Here is an 18,253-nt window from a genome sequence, read left to right as displayed (position 1 = left end):
CTGGGTGTAACTGAAGTGAAATGGACAGCTACAGATGAGAACGGCAACGTAACGACTGGTGTACAAAAGATTACAGTGGTGGATACAACGAAGCCCGTTCTTAAAGTACCGGCAGACGTAACCATCATGGCGAAAGGCGTCAAAACACAAGTGACTTTGGGCCAGGCAACAGTGAATGATATTTTTGGATACACATTGAAAAATGATGCTCCTGCGGATGGGTTTCCGATAGGCAAGACAACTGTCACCTGGACTGCTACTGATGCGAACGGAAATGTATCCACAGCAGTCCAGTACGTAACCGTTACTCAGGTTTTCAAAGTCCAATCGTACAACGGAACCAGAACGAGCCTCACCAATACGATTGCTCCGAGAATAACCTTTGAGAACACAAGCAGCAGCACTATTCAGCTTTCAAACATTAAGCTTAGATATTACTACACCATTGATGGAGAGAAAACGCAGGGCTACTATACCGATTACGCACGGGTATCGAGCTCCAGCAGCAACATTCAGTCCTATGTTACAGGAAGCTTCCAAAAGGCCGCCAGCAAGACCGGTAGCGATTATTACCTGGAGATCAGCTTCTCCAGCGGTGCGGGAAGTCTGAAGCCGGGTGAAGAAGTTGAGATCCAATGCAGGTTCTGGAAATCTAATTTTTCCAACTATACCCAGACGAATGACTATTCCTTCAATGCGTCGGCAACAGATTATACAGATACCAACAAAATTACGGTCTACTCTTCCGGCAATCTGATTGCAGGCATGGAACCGTAAGCCAGCAAGAACTACATTGTAACAGCGTAACAGCTTCCAGGCTGCATTCCTGTAAGATTGGCTGCAGCCTGGAGCCTATATTCTTAATGAGAGATCAAGCAGCTCCATTCCGGGGGTACGATATGCCAGACGACATGAATGAAATTCTGCAAAGGTTGACCCGCGTAGAAACGAAGCTCGATATTATGAACAGCGCAAGGGATATTGCGCTAGAGGCTATGCAGAGCAGCAAATCGGCCCATCTGCGTATGGATGAAATACGGGATGAGCTGGCCAGATTGAAGGTCAGGCAAGGAGAAAGCCAGCGGTGGCTGGTGGGAACCATCATCAGCAGTGCAGGGTTATTCATTGCAGCCTTGGGTCTTCTGATGAAGCTGTTGATCGGGTAGCAGAAATATCAGGGGCGGATGATGGATGAGGAAGGAGGATACGGCAATGGCCAAGGGATTTGATTGTGCGGCACCGCTGACGAAGACGTTAGCGAAGCGGTTCCGGGAGGACGGTTATGAATTCGTATGCCGGTACCTGGTACCTTCTGGCTGGAAAAGACTCACCAGGGCTGAGGCGGCAGCTATCAGCGCTGCCGGTCTGCAAATTGTCTCTGTATACGAGACAACAGCCAGCCGTGCGCTGGGAGGACGCGCCGCAGGTCTTGCTGACGGGGCGGCTGCAGCGCAAACGGCGATAGCTGTCGGCCAGCCGGAGGGAAGCCGGATTTACTTTGCGGTAGATTTCGATGCCTCAGCAAGCCAGATGGCTTCGGTAATCCAGTATATCAAGGCTGCGGGTGAAGCCTCACCGAAGTTCCGAACGGGTGTATACGGAAGTGCGGCAGTTGTTGAAGCGGTGATGGCAGCCAAGGCATGTACAGGTTTTTGGCAGACCTACGCCTGGAGCAGAGGCCGGAAAGCAGAAGGCATACACATCTATCAATACGATAATGGCCCCAAAGGGCTCGGGCAGCCGATCCACGGCGTGAATGTGGATATTAATCTGTCCAGCGGTGATGCGGGATGGTGGAACACGTTGACTGCGGTTCCTTCCCCGCCGACGAGTTCGGGCGGGGGGGTGAAGGAATATATGCTGGTCAAAGAGGATGCGAATAAGATCATAGCCTTCATTAAAGCTGCCTATATGGCGGCAGGTAGCCCGGAATCCCGAGAGGAATTCCACCGCCTGGCAGATGAGGTACGCAAAGCATCGGGTCAAGCTGTGGAAGGGGAGAAGTAGGACTACCCACCAGTATAGTAGACTTGGTATAAATGCTGTTAACAGCCACCTTCGGGTGGCTTTTTACTTTTTATTTAGAGGGAGAATGAGAGGTGAATGGATGCAATAAATAGATTTATTTTCCCTTCCGGCTGTAAAAAGCGCTATGGATTTTACTTTATCTATAGGAGCAATTTTTTTACAGAGGGGGAATCCGTTTGCAGACCCATGCAACCGTAAGCAAGGACAAAGAGAACACTTCGGGCAGCCATCAACCATATAGCAAACCATCGAATTTCGTGAAGCCGGCAACGGCCAAGCTACCAGACCCGGTGGAGATCATCCGGCGTATCCGGCAGAACCCGGCCTCCTTAAGCCGGGAAGACAAGCTGGCGCTCCAGCGTACCCTCGGCAACCGTGCCGTGGTTCAATTGTTATCCAGTCTCAAGGATAGCAAGGAAGGTAGTCAGTCAAGTGAGGCAACAGGTGCGAAGCAGGGTGAGCAGGGGCAGGGGATTGCGGGGGATTCCCGGACTAAGCAGGAGCCTGCCTCTCTGGATACGGACCGATTGGCGCCTTCAGCCACTACGGAGCCATCTGCAAGTAAGCAGCAGCAGCCTCAGGCGCAGGAACCTGCACTAACGGCACAACCCGTCAGCGCTCAGACTGAGCCGAAGGCCGAGCAGAATGAAAAGTCCGGCATCCGAGCAAAGACTGCCACTACACTCAAAACGTGGGTCAAATCCTTGGCGGGAACTTCTTCTTCCAGCCAAGAAGGTAGCAAGAGGAAGACGGATGGAGGGCAGCTGGCCGGTAAAGAGAAGCTAGAAGCTCATCAGTCAGCTGAAGAACCGGCAATGGGTTCGAAGGCTAAAGAGGATGGAAAAGAACAGCCGGCGGATGCTAAGGATGCTAAGGAAGGTAAAGAGTCCAAGGAAGGCAAAGAGTCCAAGGCGGAAATGGAATCGAAGCCGGGTAAGGAAACTTCGGGGGAACCTGCACCAAAAGTAGCCGCGAAGGAACCTTCGCTAGGAGATGCGTTGGGCGCGTTGGCCGGAGACGGAAAGGAAGAGCCGGCCAAGGCCAAGAAGGTGAACATCCACGGCGAGGATCCCGGACAGATCCTCGATCAGCTGACCCGGGTTCAGCCGACAGAGATGGGGGACGCCTACGCCCAGGTGGTGGATGTTTCTGCTGGGGCTTTCGCGAAGCAGAAGCAGAAGACCCGGCAGGGGCTTCCGACCATTCCTGCCCCGACAGGGCTGAAAGGCAAAGTCTTTCAAGCCCGGAAAAAGCCGGCGCCACTGAAACACTCCGCTCCGGAGGGGTACAGAAGCGAGCGTACTGGCGGGACTGCGTCTACAGGCAACCTAGAGCGAATGAACATCGGATCTTCCGGCTCGGAAGGTAATCCCGAAGCCATCATGGGTGAAATCCGGTCCGCTGCGGCGCAGCCTCCGGGCATCAGCATGACCGGGGAGGCGGACCCCTCCCAGCTTGAAGGCTTCCATCAGGAGGCGTCCCAGCAGGTAGGGGCAGCCAAGCAGGCGGAGGTGGGCCAGATCCACACTCCGTTTGGTGAGAATGACATCTATCCCGAGCCGGACGGCTCTACGGTGAAGGCTTCCGCAGAGCTGCAGGGCGGCAACGCACCCGGAGCTAAGAAGCTGCCCGCACTGGGAGTGCCTGCGGACATGACGGCCGGACTCAATCGCAGTCTTGCCCCGGAAATGAAGAAGCAGCTGGGTGCCAAGCAGGCGGAATACAGCAAGGAAAAAGCGAAATTCGACAGCAAGGTGCTGATCTCCAAAGCAGACAGCCACGCCCAGATCCAGCAGGCGGAAGCCGATGCCAAGAACAAGCAGCTCAGCCAGCAGGCCGGAGCCAAGGCGGAAGTCGACAACCTGCGCGGGGAATGGAAACAAGAGCTGGATGCGGCCGAAGCCGACTATGCCGGACAGGCCGGAGCGGCAGCGCAGCAGAAAAAGGGCGAGATCAACAGTGTCCGAACCGAAAAAGAACGGGAAGCGCAGAAAAAGCAGTCTGAAGCGGAGCGGGAAGCCACTCAGGCCTACAGCAAAGCCAAGAAGGATGCCGACGGCAAGCATGCAGAAGAGAAAGCAAAGGAAGAGAAAAAAGGCGGCTTCCTCGGCTGGGTGAAGGACAAACTTGAAGCCGTGGTCGATCTTGTCAAAAAAGCGGTCAACTTTATTTTCGAGGGACTCCGCAAAGCAGTGAAGTTCATTTTTGAAAAAGCCAAACAAGCCGTGCTGGGCATTATCGAACTGGGCCGCAAGCTGATCACCAACCTAATCAAAGGCCTGGGTACGCTGCTCAAAAAACTAGTCTCCGTGGTGTTTGCCAAATTCCCGGGCATCGCCGCCAAAATATGCAGCAAAATCGACGGCGTCGTCAACAAGGCCGTGAAGGCCGTCAACCAGCTGGCACAGAAGCTCAAAACCAAAGTCACGCAGGTCATGGACTTCCTGGCCGCCAAGGTGGACCAGGCGCTGGCTGCGGTACAGAACTTCTATACCAAGCTAATCTCAAGCCTGGGCAACCTGCTCATTGCTACTTTCTTGGATGTGCTCGCGCGGATGGGGGCGCTCGGCAAGGCGGCGAAGCGTTCACTCAGTCACCTGGAAGGCAAGATGTGGGAGTATCTGCTCGGAGTAGACATCTCCAAGCCTATGGGGGCAGGAGCGGCAGAAGGTGCAGCGGCAGAAGGTGCAGCGGCAGAGCAGGCGCAGGCATCCGGTCAAGCGACGGACGAGAAGCTTACCGCAGACGACATCGAAATGGAGTCGGTCGAAGCGGGTGAGATGGACCCGGCGCTGGTGCAGGAAGCAAACCTTAAGGACGGGGAGAGCAAGCAGCTCTCCGGCAGCCGCGATCCGGCCACCATGGACAGCATCATGGCAGAATTCGATACTGGAAAAGCGGATCAAAGCCTGGGCAGCAAAATTGCCGATGGCGCGAAACTTCGTGCGAGCAATGCGAAAATGCTGTTTGACCAGATTAAATCATATGTAATAAAATGGATGAAGAGTAATGGATTGAAGCTTTTGGCTGCCCTTGCAGGCATCTTGGTTGGTGTCGTGGCTGCAGAGATCATCACGGGCGGGGCCATTACCGCTGCACTTCCGATGATTATCAACCTGATCACGATGTATCTGCAAGCGGATGCGATTAAATCCGTGGCCCAGACTATTGTCCAAGCCTCCGGCTACATTGGCACCTACCTAAGCCAGGGCTGGCAGAAGATGATCGAGCCTGCCGCTATTGCGCTGGCAACGGCCCTCGCGATGGGACTCGTGGAGCTGGCGATGGAGCTTGGCTTCAAAGCGATCGGCAAAGGGCTGAACAAAGCCGGACAAGCCGTGAAGAAAGGCGTTGGAGCTGCGGCCACTGGTGCGAAGAAGGTAGCGGGTGCAGGAGTCAGGGGCATCAAGAGCCTGTTGAAAACCGGAGCCAAGCTTGCGTCCAAGAGCGGCAGCATGATCATCCGTAACGGCAAAATCGTGATTAAGAGCCTGCAAAAAGGGTTCATGAAGGGGGCCAAAAAGCTCCAGGGTCTGGTGGACCGGATTCTGCAGAAGTTCAAGTTCAAGCGGTTCAAGCTGGAGCGCAAGGGCAAGCATATCCGTCTGTATGGCGAGGTTAATCCTTGGGTGCTGTTGATTGACGGGGAACTGCGGGACATCAAAGAGCAGAATCTCGAAAAGGAATTAAAGAAACTAGAACTCGATGGCAAGAAGCCAATCAAGCTTAGCGATGCGGAATATAGTAAGCTTAATAAAATAGACATTGAAAAGAGAGCAAAAATCTCCAAGAATGCAGATGGAGATAAGAGTAAGATAGATTTTAATAGAAAGAGACCCCAAAAATTACGAGAAAAGTATTTGGGGCGAACGCCTGGGAAAAAATCCAGGACTGGTCGAGAGGTTATAGAAAGAATGGAAGCTGAAGGTAAAATAACTAAAGATATATTTGGGAAAACTAAGTTTTTGGCAAGTGATGGAAAATGGTATGATATTAGTGAGGCTGATATGGCCCACCTAACTGATGCTGTCACTTGGTGGAATAATGTAGGCAAAAAACTTGGAGCTAAGAGTAAAGAAGTTAGAGAGTGGATGTTAAAATCAGAAAATTATGTACTTGATCATTTCAAACTAAATCGTTCAGAAGGGGCAAAACTTGGACAAAATTATGAGTTGCCACTTAAATAAAGAAAGGAACCTAATTCATGGAATTAACTGACGAAATACATGGAAAAATTTTAATATTATGTGAGATCGGTGATGAATTATTAGACGAGAACAGAGTAGATCTAGCGATAACTAAATACTTATCAGCACTAGAATTAGTCCCCAATCCAAAGAGTGATTGGGAAGCAAGTACATGGATATACACTACGCTTGGTGAGGTATATCTTATGAAAAAAGAATATAAAATAGCAAAAGAATATTTTTATAACGCCTTGAATTGTCCTGACGGTAAATTCAATCCTTTAATTCTTTTAAGAATTGGAGAAACTCTTTTTGAAACCCAAGATTTTGAACAGTCCAAGGAGTATTTATTAAGGGCGTACATGTTAGAAGGTCAGGATATTTTTGACGAGGAAGATGAAAAATACTTTAATTCTATCAAAAGCTTAATCTGAAGGAGGGAAAAGAAATGGTATTACTTCAACCACCATTAAAAGAAAAGATTGATAGTCTCTTTAGAGATTGTGCAGAAAAATATAAAAATAAGGAATTTGCGGAGGCTGTAAGTATACTTGAGAGCGGGTGGGACTTACTTCCATATCCTAAAGTAACCTATGATGAAAGTTATACAATCGTGGAGTACATGATACAGTTTTGTCTGTTGGCAGAAGATTATGTACAAGCACGAAGATGGGCTAATATTATTTTTATTTGTGACCTTGAGAGAGTAGATAGCGGGAAGAGAGAATTCTTGGCGGGAAGAGTAGCATTTGAATCTACTGATCCGATAATGGCTAGAGAACTTTTCTATATTGCCGATCAAAAATCAAAAGGAAGATGTTTTGAGGGTGAAGAGGTAAAATATTTAAAGTTTTTTAAGGAAAAATAATGTAGCCTGTGATTATTTTAGACCACCCCGGAGCAACACGCACTAGGGTGGTTGTATTTTTGTTTTCCTCCCCAATTGGTATTATAAAATCTTTCCTCCCCCTACTATTGTTGTTGAAAACCCGAGCCAAGCTCGCATCCAAGAGCGGCAGCATGATTATCCGTAATGGCAAAATCGTGATTAAGAGCCTGCAAAAGGGGCTTATGAAGGGGGCCAAAAAGCTCCAGGGTATGGTGGACCGGATTCTGCAGAAGTTCAAGTTCAAGCTGGAGCGCAAGGGGTAAGCACATCCGTCTGTATGGCGAGGTTAATCCTTGGGTGCTGCTGATTGACGGGGAACTGCGGGACATCAAGGAGCAGAATCTCGAAAAGGAATTAAAAAAACTAGAACTCGATGGCAAGAAACCGATCAAGCTTAGTGATGCAGAACATAGTAAACTCAGTAAGCTAGAAGGTACAGAAATAAAAAAAGTCTCTATGAATGCAGATGGGGATAAGAGTAAGATTGAGTTTAATAGTGTTGAGAGAACGGATAAAGATGGTTCAATAATTAAGGATAAAACATTAGTTGGCAAAGGGGAACAATATACAAATGGAAGAAAAAATAAGTTAAATCCTAATATTAGGTATAAAACTGGAGAGTATGATTATTTTTATGAAACAGATAATCTAGGTAGGTTTTCTAAGTTTGAAACTGATTATTTGCAATTAACAAAGAGAAAAGAAAGATTACCGCATAGCAAAAATACACCTGGTAAAATAAAAGGTAAAGACGATGCAGGACATTTGGCAGGTGATAGGTTTGGAGGCTCACCTAAAATTGATAATTTGGTATCACAACTATCAGATGTTAATCAGAAACAATTTAAGAAAATTGAAAATATGTGGGCTGCTGCATTAAACGCAAAGCCTCCCAAAAAAGTAACAGTTGATATTGAGATGATTTACTCTGAAGAAGGTATACGTCCGGATAAATTTATTGTTAAATATACTGTTGACGGTAAACCGGGCATTAATGTTTTTGAAAATAATTAAAAGGAGTGGAAATCAGTATGAAGGAATTTGAAGAGATATTTAGTGAATTACAAGCAGATATGGTATCTATATGTATGGAATTTGTTGAAGATAGAGCCGATAAGATATTTATTTACGCTTCAAGTGAAGAAGGTATTGTGTCAAGTTGTTTCTTTTATTTAATTAATAATAAGTATCTAGAGTGCCACAAAGTCAATGATGCATTGAAGAACGGGGAGGAAAGATATGATGTGTCCTCGGAACGAATGTTTAAGGTATTAGAAATCATAAATGAGAATATTGCTAATATCAAAAAATTGTGCGAGGAATATGAAAGAGACATGCCAACTGAGATGAAATTAATATATGATGTTACGAGTGGCAGGCTTCAAGCGGAATACAAGTATGAATTAATATATACTCATGATGATATTAAAACGGCTCATAATATTGCAGATGAATGGTTTGAGGAGATAAAAAGTAAGGTTCTTTAATATGTATATTTGAAAAAAGGCCGATTACAGTCTATTGACTGAATAATCGACCTTATTTTTCTTTTTTCGAAATAATAACTCCTCCTGGAATCTTCCGATGATTATCAACCTGATCACGATGTATTTGCAAGCGGATGCGATTAAATCCGTGGCCCAGACTATTGTCCAAGCCTCCGGCTACATTGGCACCTACCTAAGCCAGGGCTGGCAGAAGATGATCGAGCCGGCCGCTATTGCGCTGGCAACGGCCCTCGCGATGGGACTCGTGGAGCTGGCGATGGAGCTTGGCTTCAAAGCGATCGGCAAAGGGCTGAACAAAGCCGGACAAGCCGTGAAGAAAGGCGTTGGAGCTGCGGCCACTGGTGCGAAGAAGGTAGCGGGTGCAGGAGTCAGGGGCATCAAGAGCTTGCTGAAATCCGGAGCCAAGCTTGCGTCCAAGAGCGGCAGCATGATCATCCGTAACGGAAAAATCGTAATCAAGAGCCTGCAAAAGGGGCTTATGAAGGGGGCTAAAAAGCTCCAGGGTCTGGTGGACCGGATTCTGCAGAAGTTCAAGTTCAAGCGGTTCAAGCTGGAGCGCAAGGGAGATCATGTTCTACTCTACGGAGAAGTTAATCCGTGGGTGTTGCTGGCTAATGGACGAATCAAAAAAGTAGACGATATTGATGGTAAAAAGGCCGGAATAAGTACTCAAGCTGAGTATGACAAAATCAAGAGTCTGAAGCCTTCTGAGAGAAGAGAAGTCTATAATAATGCAGTAGCTAAAGAAGATGGTAAGATTGATTTTGATAGTATTGTGGATTCTGAAAAAGATGCCATTCATTTAGAGGTCGATGTTGAATTTGATTCTAAATTAGCAAGGAGCTATATTAAAGATATTGAAGCACGCACGGGGAGAAAACTACCAAAAGTACAGCTGGATAGATTAAAGGATGCTTTGAGAAATAAACAGTATACCAAAAAGTCTGCTAAGCAAACGGCTAAGAACAGAAAGGAATTCGATAAAGTTCGAGATGAAGTAATTACTGAATGGGAATCGAAAACAGGTCAAAAATGGCCTACTTATGAAGAAGATATCATCTCAGAAAATAGTGGGAAAGTTATCAGGAAAAAAGGTGATAAGTATGATGCACATCATATCATTGAAAATAGTTTTGGTGGAGAGCATGAGTGGTGGAATATGCATCCAGCAAAATTTCCTGATGAACATCAAGGTGGTATCCATGGAGCAGGTTCTCCAGCAAATAGTTTATTTAGCGGAGGTGCGAGGTAATGAGTTATGACTTCATAAAAAGAAATTCATTTAATACTTTTTATCCAGTAACTGAGAATGAGATAAGTAACATGGAGAAAGCCTTGAATTTAAGAATTCCAAATGAATTAAAAAAACTCTTTTTAGAAGTTGGTTATGGGTTTATTAAAGGTTCTGAAAATAATGTAAATCGAATTATGGATCCTTATTCTATAAGGGATTTTCGATTGAGGGAGAATGATTACAAATATTATCCTGATATAGAGATTTACGATGAATTCGAGGTTAACAAACTGATATTTTTTGAAGGTAATGAAACAGCGTTGATGTCAATCGATCTAAACGAAAGTATTAATAATCCAATATATTACTATGATACTCAGATTGCAGATTCTCTTAAAGATTTCTTAGTTGAAATAGAGAAGGATGACAAGTACTATCTTGAATTAGTGGACTAATAAACAGGTTTTTATGGAAAAATAATTTTAGGTCAATTTTGGTTGGATTATACCAATATTGACCCTTTTTTTGTTTTTTTACAAAGCTAAAAGAACTATAGGGACCAAGTCCAAATCGAATTCCCTTCCCCCACATGTGCTCTTGGTTCTTCAGGTCCTGAAATCTGGAAGCCTTCTAAGAGTGAAATCTGTTCCGTCTCAATCGAACTCAGGAATCTGGACAGTGAACAGAGTTTTACTAGTATGAGGGCTTCAACCAGGACGTATCACATCAAATCTTGGTAGCTAAATAAACAACAGGGTATTAATACATCAATCATATGTAATAAAATGGATGAAGAGTAATGGATTGAAGCTATTGGCTGCCCTTGCAGGCATCTTGGTTGGTGTCGTGGCTGCAGAGATCATCACAGGTGGGGCCATTACCGCTGCGCTCCCGATGATTATCAACCTGATCACGATGTATCTGCAAGCGGATGCGATTAAATCCGTGGCCCAGACTATTGTCCAAGCCTCCGGCTACATTGGCACCTACCTAAGCCAGGGCTGGCAGAAGATGATCGAGCCTGCCGCCATTGCGCTGGCAACGGCCCTCGTGATGCGACTCGTCGAGCTGGCGATGGAGCTGGGCTTCAAGGCCATTGGCAAAGGGCTGAACAAAGCCGGACAAGCCGTGAAGAAAGGCGATGGAGCTGCGGCCACTGGTGCGAAGAAGGTAGCAGGTGCAGGAGTCAAGGGCATCAAGAGCTTGCTGAAATCCGGAGCCAAGCTCGCATCCAAGAGCGGCAGCATGATCATCCGTAACGGTAAAATCGTGATCAAGAGCCTACAAAAGGGGCTCATGAAGGGGGCAAAAAGCTCCAGGGTCTGGTGGACCGGATTCTGCAGAAGTTCAAATTCAAGCGGTTCAAGCTGGAGCGCAAGGGTAAGCATATCCGTCTGTATGGCGAGGTTAATCCTTGGGTGCTGTTGGCTGATGGCACGTTTGAAAAAGTTGAAAATCTGGATGGAAGAAAAGCGGGAATCAGCACTCAGGCTGAATTAGATAAACTTGGTAAATTGAAGACTTCGGAAAGAATAGAAGCCTATAATTCAGCAATGGGTAGAAAAGATGGTAAGATTGATTTTGCTGCTATTAATTCAAAAAGTGAAAAAAATTCTATTGAATTTGAAAGTACTTATGAAGAAAGAATTGTTCAAACACCGGTTAATAATGGGAGTTGGACTGGGCAGCGAGGAGAATCAACCTTTCATCATGAGAATAAAGAGATACAAGAAATATTAGATAGGTATGATAAAAAAGGGATAGAATACAAAGATGCTGTTCCAGATTTTTCAACTGTTTCTAAAGGAAAAGTTGAAATAGAAGGTATGTCAATTAATAGAGATGATAACTTTAGAAAAGCAGATGAATTATTGGCAAAAGAATGGAATGTATCATGGAAGGAAGTGGAAAATTGGAGAATAAAAAATAAATACACATGGCATGAAATGAATGATAAAGTATCGATGGAACTAATTCCTACAATAATTAATGCTAAATTTGGGCACTTAGGGGGAGTCTCAGAGGTAAGTAAACTCGAAAAAAAATTATTGGAGGGTGTGAATTAAGTGTATCAAATTGAACATCAAGTTTTTGGTCAACTGAATTATGATTATGGATGGAAAAAAAATATATTAATAAAAATGTTTGGATATGAAAAGTCGTTGACACTTTCGATTGATGCTGATATAGATGCTGAGTTTGAAGATGCTCAAATAATTGCTTATAAATTTTTCTTTAGGAACATAAATGAATTACTAATGAATGTGGAGGATGAAATATTTAAATATTATTTAGAAGTTATTGAGGAATATAGAGAGAGGCTTGGGGAAAAGTATGCTGATAAAATGGCACCTGTCATCTCAAATATGGAAGAATTATCTGAATTGATTGAGCCAAAGCGAATATTATTCCCAATGGTATTTGATGAAAAAGTAAGACGAGTTGGTTTATTACTTGAATGTACTTGGGAACCGGAGCATGGTCTTGCTGTGAAATTCGAAAATGAAAAAATAGTAGAAGTAGGTTATCAGGATATAGTTCTCTGAGGGTTCATAAAAACGTAATAATTATTAATACAAGGTCGATTACAGTCTGTGACTGAATAATCGACCTTATTTTTTCATTTATCGCTTTAATAACTTTTCAGAGAATCTCCCGATGATTATCAACCTGATCACGATGTATTTGCAAGCGGATGCGATTAAATCCGTGGCACAGACTATTGTCCAAGCTTCCGGCTATATTGGCACCTACCTGAGCCAGGGCTGGCAGAAGATGATCGAGCCGGCCGCCATTGCGCTGGCAACCGCCCTCGCGATGGGACTCGTGGAGCTGGCGATGGAGCTAGGCTTCAAAGCGATCGGCAAAGGGCTGAACAAAGCCGGACAAGCCGTGAAGAAAGGCGTTGGAGCTGCGGCCACTGGTGCGAAGAAGGTAGCGGGTGCAGGAGTCAAGGGTATCAAGAGCTTGCTGAAATCCGGAGCCAAGCTTGCGTCCAAGAGCGGTAGCATGATCATCCGCAGTGGCAAAATCGTGATCAAGAGCCTGCAAAAGGGGCTTATGAAGGGGGCCAAAAAGCTCCAGGGTCTGGTGGACCGGATTCTGCAGAAGTTCAAGTTCAAGCGGTTCCAGCTGGAGCGTAAGGGTAAGCGTCTGAATGGGGCTGCTAATAAATCTTATTCAACAGCCCAATTACTTCATCAAGGGTGAGACCGAAGGACTTGTAGTATGAGGTGTCGCTCTCCATTTGCTTAAGGATCATTTCGTTACGTATCTGCAGCATCTCGTCGGGCGAGAATTTGGCTACAAAACATCCTTTACCTGTTACCGTATTTATCAAACCGCTTCGTTCCAGTTCCTCCCAAGCTTTCTTAACAGTGATTACACTAACGTTAAGCTCCAGGGCTGCCTGACGAATGGGCGGTAGACAATAGCCGCTTTCCAGCTCGCCTTTCAAAATTTGGGCGCTGATCTGTTCGTAAAGCTGCTGATAAATCGGTTTCTCGGAACTATTCGAAATCGTTACATTCATAATATCTCCACTTTCAGGAATCTCTTTGCGGCAATCCGATAGGCAATTAGGGTGAATGCTATAAAAATAACGAAACCTGCGATCAAAATGGATAGCTGCAGTGCCGTATTATCCGTTCCTGAGCCATAGAAAATGTCGTTTATCCAAGAACTTTGGATACCGGCCCATTGGGCAACTCCGGCAAAAAGGATAGCGGCCGTAGTGGATGCGGTCGTTGCCGCGCCATACTTATACGCCGTCTTGTAATGCATGGATATAAATATGATGTTGAAGATCGCCAGCATGATGAAACTTAATCCCCAAAAACCCATATACGGCGGATAGAAAAAGTAAGTCAGATGTGGGTACAAACGAAACGTGAAAATACTGAAGATCATTGCAATGAGGAGATGCATGAGTTCAAGAATAACAACAACGGTTATCCTGGACTTCACGATGTCTGTTTTGGTCACAGGCATCATCGTACTAAACATCAGATCATTCTGACTCTTAAATCCGCCAAACATATTCGGTATCGTTATGAAGCAGAAATATAGCGGTACGATAAAGTAGATCCAGCCGGGAACAAGCATTAAGCCGCCCATAATTAAGGGTAATACGAAGAACCAAGGGTTTACTCCTAATTTTAAATCTTTCATCACCAAATTATACATATACATCCTCCTTTTTTGCGAAGTAGATCATGATTTCATCGAGGGTCGGAGTGGTTGCCCTTAGGTTAGAGCGTGGATCAAAGTCTTTGGCATGAATCAATCCGGTAAAACCGAAGGAGTTGATTTTGTAGGAAATCAAATGTTCTTTCACTTCGCTCAATTGGGCTTCGCTGCCGCTGAGTAAACGGTAAGACTCTTTAAACTCATGTTTCTCTGAACTGGCAATGATTTGCCCTTGTTCAATGTAGGTTATAAAATCCGCACATCGCTCCAAGTCGGAGGTAATATGTGTAGAGAAAAGAATGCTAATCTCGCCGCCAATGATGAGCTCCTGAAAGATATCGAGCAGATCGTCTCTTGAGACAGGATCGAGTCCGCTGGTCGGTTCATCCAGGATGAGTAGCTTTGCGCCATGCGATAAAGCAAGGGCCAAGCTGTACTTTACCTTCATTCCTCTGGATAGCTCCGCTATTTTTTTGTTCTCATCCAGCTTGAATCTCTTTAAATAATTGTAGTATGTTTCATCATTCCAATTCTTATAAAATTTCTTCGTAATATCGGTCAGCGTCTTGATCTTGCTCCGTGTATAGAAGTCGATATCACCGAATGCGCATCCGATCTCCTGCTTCAAGTCAATTTCGTGATCAGCGATGTTCTTGCCAAGAATGTATATCTCGCCGCTATCGACTTGAACCATGTTCAAGATCGATTTTATTGTAGTTGTTTTTCCTGCGCCATTCGCCCCGATGAACCCCATGATGTAGCCCTTCTCCAATTGAAAAGATACATCTTTGACCTGAAATTGCGGATATTTTTTATTTAAATTTCTAATATCTAGTGCCAGCATACCATACCTCCTCGAAATTGTGTATTCCGTGTATGCACAATGTACCATAAGGTTTTTACGAATGTCAATGGGTATTTCGCATTCCCTGGTGCGGTACCGAAATTTTCTTCCCATCCCAGTTGTAATTCCCCTCCCCTAACTTACTTTATATATGAACGAGAAAATATAGAGTGAGGACATAAACAGGCGATGAAATTCAAAAAATTGGCCAGAACCTTTCGTCAGGAAACGCCGGAAGTCGAGTGTACAGAACAAAGCGCTGCACACGCATTAGAACAAGATTCCATGCAGAACGAAGGATTGGCTCTGGTCCCGGATCGAAGCGTCGAACAGGCTGCAGATCAGATGAATGAAGTTGCTGATGCTACCCGCTCGACAAATGAACCTATCCTTGACCCAGAGTCCGCCCATTGTCTTGCTCTCGAAGCCGCAACTGACCAGGAGGACGGCGGCGAACCTGCTCAACCCTACAGCTCTAACCACGAGCATCTGTCAGAGGAGCTGGTGCGGCTGGAACTCCGGCTTCAGTTAAGGATGCTTGAGACCACACAGCCGGACGCAGGGCTGGCTCATATGGACGAAGAGATCCGCTATTTGCTGAATGTTCAGTCCTCAGATGAGGATGATGGGGATCTTCTAACAGCGAAGATCCGTCATTTGGGAGAGCACATCGCCGCCAGGCTGAAGGCCAGCCAAGGATTAGAGGTCGGGCTGATGCTCCCGCGTGTAGCATCCACGCTAAACCTGTCGGAAGTGGAAGTGAGTATTCTTATCGCTTGTCTGGCGCCGGAGCTGGACCGAAAGTATGAACGTATCTACGCTTTTCTGCAGAATGATATGTCAGAGAAGCGTCCTTCGGTTGAGTTCGTCCTGGAGTTGTTTACCGGGTCGGATGACGAAAGGCTAGCGGCCCGTCTGCTGTTCGATGCCAATGCACCGCTGATGAAGTTCCTGCTGGAACGTAGAGGGGAATATGGCGATGGCCGTACGCCGCTAATTGCCCGGCCGCTGAAGCTGGAGGATTGGGCAGTAAGCCTGCTGCTAGGCTACGAGTTGCTGGATGAGCGTCTGACGAAGATTGCCAATCTGAACACTGTGGTGATTCCGCCACAGAGCTGCTTTCCTGAAGAGCTGGAGCAGAACATACTGCGGTTTGTGACACATTACAACAGTATGGAACAGAGGTCCGGCAGCCTCTTGTACTGCAGTGGCCCGGATGAAGCCGGGAAGCTGAACGGGATTAGAGGTGTCTGCGGCAAGCTGGGATTATCGGTGCTTGTTGCTGAAATGGACAAGCTGCTGCTTCCCGAGGTAGATTTCAGCGAAATGCTGAGATTGCTTGGAAGACATGTGCTGCTAGAACATTCGGCCCTCTGCTTAACAGGCTTCGACAGCATGGTGACAGAGGACGACCGCTACCGGGTGAAGATCCGGCTTTTGGTAGAAATGCTGGAAGCTTGTGCGCCTCTGACTTTTATTGTTGGAGAAGCACAGTGGGGAATCGGCTTAACCGGGGTTCAGCTAAATTTCATGCAGATCGACTTTCCCTTTCCGGACGCAGCAGCCCGTGAACAGGCTTGGACGACCTTTGGTCAGGACTACAGGTTGTCACCGAACATCGAGCTGGCAGATTTCAGCGGCAGCTTCCGCTTCACTTCCGGACAGATCCAGGCTGCACTTACAGGTGGCGAGAATATCGCCGTATGGAACGGTTCCAGCGGGGCTGAGGTTAGCGCCAAAGATCTCTACCAGGCTTGTTACTTCCAGTCCAGCCGCAAAATCCAGGCGCTGGCGACGAAGATCCGGGCCATGTATACATGGGATATGCTGGTGCTTCCTGGCGAACAGCTAAGCCAGCTGCGGGAGATTTGCCACCAGGTGAAGTACCGCTCGCTGGTCTATGGGGAGTGGGGTTTCGCAGGCCGGCTGTCGCTGGGCAGAGGGCTGAACATTTTGTTCTCCGGCCCGCCGGGCTCCGGGAAGACCATGGCCGCCGAGGTGATCGCGACGGAGCTGAACCTGGAAATCTACAAAATCGATGTCTCACAGATTGTGAGCAAGTACATCGGGGAGACGGAGAAGAATCTGTCGCGGATTTTTGACGAGGCAGAGACCTCCAACGCCATACTCTTTTTTGATGAAGCGGATGCCTTGTTCGGCAAGCGATCCGAGGTCAAGGATGCCCATGACCGGTATGCCAATGTCGAAATCAGTTATCTGCTGCAGAAGATGGAAGAGTATACGGGGATCGTGATTCTGGCTACCAATTTGAATCAGAACCTGGATGATGCCTTCTCCCGCAGACTGCACTTCAAACTGGAGTTCCCTTTCCCCGAAAAAAATCAGCGCGGTCTGATCTGGCGGGGGATGTTCCCGGCGGGAGCGCCGCTTGATCCGGATATGGATTACGATTTCATGGCGGATAAGTTCATTCTTGCCGGAGGGAATATCAAGAACATTGCTTTGAACGCTGCCTTTTATGCCGCGCACGAGGGCTGCCCGATCGGGATGAAGCAGATCATGCTGGCGGCGAAGCGTGAATATCTCAAGCTGGGCAAGACCTTTTTGCAATCCGATTATGCTCCTTATCACAAACTGATCGAGGTGAAGTAAGCATGGCTGTGGATACCGGTACGGTAATAAGAGATGTCAGCACCAGTCTGAAGGCACTGCTGAAGGCCCATGTGCCTGAGCTGAACGATGACAGCTTCATCAGCTTCGGCTCCCCAAGCGACATCGACAGCTCCACGATGAAGCTTTCGATGTGTCTGTATTATTTGAGTCACAGTCCGAGCATGCGTAACAGTGAGAAGGAAGAGATCAGCGGGACAAATAAGTTCATGTATCCTCCGGCTTATCTGGATTTGTATTATCTGCTCACCCCGTATGCCAAGGACAGAGAAACCGAGCAGCTCATACTAGGCAGAATCTTTCAGCTGTTCCATGAGCACCCGGTGCTCAGCGGCACAGACCTCACCGGCAACCTGACCGCATGCGGCAATGAAAAGATCCGAATCTCGTATAACAATCTGACGATTCAGGATATCAAGCAGCTGTGGGAGGTTTTTCCCGGCAAGCCCGCCAAGGTTAGCCTGTCCTATCTGGTATCTCCGGTAAGGCTGCCTGCGGATAAGACGATTACGATTCCTCGGGTACAGGTAAAGGATCTGGGCATTCACCCCATTTAAATAGACAGGTCCAGGCTTCTTCTTTGAAAGGAGTGATTCATGGAGGGAACCCGTTGCAAGTCCAACCGGATAAGCGGATCTTCCGCATAATCCAGCACATGCTCTCAGTAGCATAGGCTAACAAAACTTAGGCGTATGCTTTCGGAGCGAGTTTTGTCGAAGCAATCTCTCAGTAGCATAGGCTAAC

19 protein-coding genes and 1 pseudogene are annotated in these 18,253 nt (G+C 46.7%); 17 read left to right on the top strand and 3 right to left on the bottom strand.

What is annotated here, in order from left to right; translation table 11 throughout:
• The 15 genes and pseudogenes from AC0MA3_RS23400 to AC0MA3_RS23330 all read left to right on the top strand — a co-directional run.
• On the top strand, positions 1-777 hold a 777-nt coding region (locus tag AC0MA3_RS23400), incomplete at its 5' end, for a cellulose binding domain-containing protein (protein ID WP_474658002.1).
• An 86-nt stretch (positions 778-863) separates the two neighbouring features.
• Positions 864-1,166 (top strand): hypothetical protein, encoded by a 303-nt coding sequence (locus tag AC0MA3_RS23395; protein WP_474658001.1) that lies wholly within the window; start codon positions 864-866, stop codon positions 1,164-1,166.
• Positions 1,167-1,212: 46 nt separating this feature from the next.
• Complete coding sequence (locus AC0MA3_RS23390) at positions 1,213-2,007, top strand: glycoside hydrolase domain-containing protein (protein WP_474658000.1); 795 nt, start codon at positions 1,213-1,215, stop codon at positions 2,005-2,007.
• A gap of 197 nt (positions 2,008-2,204) precedes the next feature.
• Positions 2,205-6,215 (top strand): HNH endonuclease, encoded by a 4,011-nt coding sequence (locus tag AC0MA3_RS23385; protein ID WP_474657999.1) that lies wholly within the window; start codon positions 2,205-2,207, stop codon positions 6,213-6,215.
• A 17-nt stretch (positions 6,216-6,232) separates the two neighbouring features.
• Positions 6,233-6,649 carry a tetratricopeptide repeat protein gene (locus tag AC0MA3_RS23380; protein ID WP_379150875.1) on the top strand — a complete coding sequence of 139 codons (417 nt, stop codon included), beginning with the start codon at positions 6,233-6,235 and terminating at the stop codon, positions 6,647-6,649.
• A gap of 14 nt (positions 6,650-6,663) precedes the next feature.
• On the top strand, positions 6,664-7,083 hold the full coding sequence (locus AC0MA3_RS23375) for a hypothetical protein (RefSeq protein ID WP_379150879.1): 420 nt from the start codon (positions 6,664-6,666) through the stop codon (positions 7,081-7,083).
• 152 nt (positions 7,084-7,235) lie between these two features.
• A complete protein-coding gene (locus tag AC0MA3_RS23370; RefSeq protein ID WP_474657998.1) occupies positions 7,236-7,367 on the top strand; it encodes a hypothetical protein in 132 nt (43 codons plus the stop codon).
• 34 nt (positions 7,368-7,401) lie between these two features.
• Positions 7,402-8,118, top strand: coding sequence for a DNA/RNA non-specific endonuclease (locus AC0MA3_RS23365; protein WP_474657996.1), 717 nt, complete (start codon positions 7,402-7,404; stop codon positions 8,116-8,118).
• 17 nt (positions 8,119-8,135) lie between these two features.
• Positions 8,136-8,591: a DUF600 domain-containing protein gene (locus AC0MA3_RS23360; protein ID WP_474657995.1), complete on the top strand. Its 456-nt coding sequence runs from the start codon at positions 8,136-8,138 to the stop codon at positions 8,589-8,591.
• Between the two features lie 130 nt (positions 8,592-8,721).
• A pseudogene (locus tag AC0MA3_RS23355) lies at positions 8,722-9,864 on the top strand (HNH endonuclease signature motif containing protein); the annotation flags it as partial.
• The gene (locus AC0MA3_RS23350; protein ID WP_474657994.1) at positions 9,864-10,301 is read left to right on the top strand and encodes an SMI1/KNR4 family protein; all 438 of its coding nucleotides are present in this window, start codon (positions 9,864-9,866) and stop codon (positions 10,299-10,301) included. The pseudogene AC0MA3_RS23355 and the gene AC0MA3_RS23350, both read left to right, overlap by 1 nt.
• Before the next feature lie 349 nt (positions 10,302-10,650).
• Positions 10,651-11,346: a hypothetical protein gene (locus AC0MA3_RS23345; RefSeq protein WP_474657993.1), complete on the top strand. Its 696-nt coding sequence runs from the start codon at positions 10,651-10,653 to the stop codon at positions 11,344-11,346.
• Complete coding sequence (locus tag AC0MA3_RS23340; RefSeq protein WP_474657992.1) at positions 11,265-11,912, top strand: HNH endonuclease; 648 nt, start codon at positions 11,265-11,267, stop codon at positions 11,910-11,912. The genes AC0MA3_RS23345 and AC0MA3_RS23340 overlap by 82 nt, the downstream gene beginning before the upstream one ends.
• Positions 11,913-12,392 (top strand): DUF6985 domain-containing protein, encoded by a 480-nt coding sequence (locus tag AC0MA3_RS23335; RefSeq protein WP_474657991.1) that lies wholly within the window; start codon positions 11,913-11,915, stop codon positions 12,390-12,392.
• 112 nt (positions 12,393-12,504) lie between these two features.
• Complete coding sequence (locus tag AC0MA3_RS23330; protein ID WP_474657990.1) at positions 12,505-13,056, top strand: hypothetical protein; 552 nt, start codon at positions 12,505-12,507, stop codon at positions 13,054-13,056.
• Here AC0MA3_RS23330 and AC0MA3_RS23325 read toward each other — a convergent pair.
• The 3 genes from AC0MA3_RS23325 to AC0MA3_RS23315 are packed head-to-tail and all read right to left on the bottom strand — an operon-like array spanning position 13,013 to position 14,878.
• The gene (locus AC0MA3_RS23325; protein WP_474657989.1) at positions 13,013-13,378 is read right to left on the bottom strand and encodes a GntR family transcriptional regulator; all 366 of its coding nucleotides are present in this window, start codon (positions 13,376-13,378) and stop codon (positions 13,013-13,015) included. The genes AC0MA3_RS23330 and AC0MA3_RS23325 overlap by 44 nt on opposite strands.
• Complete coding sequence (locus AC0MA3_RS23320; RefSeq protein WP_379150915.1) at positions 13,375-14,031, bottom strand: ABC-2 transporter permease; 657 nt, start codon at positions 14,029-14,031, stop codon at positions 13,375-13,377. The genes AC0MA3_RS23325 and AC0MA3_RS23320 overlap by 4 nt, the downstream gene beginning before the upstream one ends.
• Complete coding sequence (locus tag AC0MA3_RS23315; RefSeq protein ID WP_379150918.1) at positions 14,024-14,878, bottom strand: ABC transporter ATP-binding protein; 855 nt, start codon at positions 14,876-14,878, stop codon at positions 14,024-14,026. Before AC0MA3_RS23315 ends, AC0MA3_RS23320 begins: the two co-directional genes overlap by 8 nt.
• Positions 14,879-15,067: 189 nt before the next feature.
• Between AC0MA3_RS23315 and AC0MA3_RS23310 the strand changes: the two genes are divergently transcribed.
• Together AC0MA3_RS23310 and AC0MA3_RS23305 are read left to right on the top strand one after the other, a co-directional pair.
• Entirely contained in the window at positions 15,068-17,491 is a 2,424-nt protein-coding gene (locus tag AC0MA3_RS23310; protein ID WP_474657988.1) for an ATP-binding protein, read from the top strand.
• 2 nt (positions 17,492-17,493) lie between these two features.
• Positions 17,494-18,066 carry a Pvc16 family protein gene (locus AC0MA3_RS23305; RefSeq protein WP_379150924.1) on the top strand — a complete coding sequence of 191 codons (573 nt, stop codon included), beginning with the start codon at positions 17,494-17,496 and terminating at the stop codon, positions 18,064-18,066.
• The last annotated feature ends 187 nt before the right edge of the window (positions 18,067-18,253 follow it).

The sequence above is a fragment of the Paenibacillus sp. LS-5 genome, from assembly GCF_056121505.1.
The sequence above is the reverse complement of the archived record's forward strand: the minus strand, read 5'-3'. Positions and strand labels throughout refer to the sequence as shown.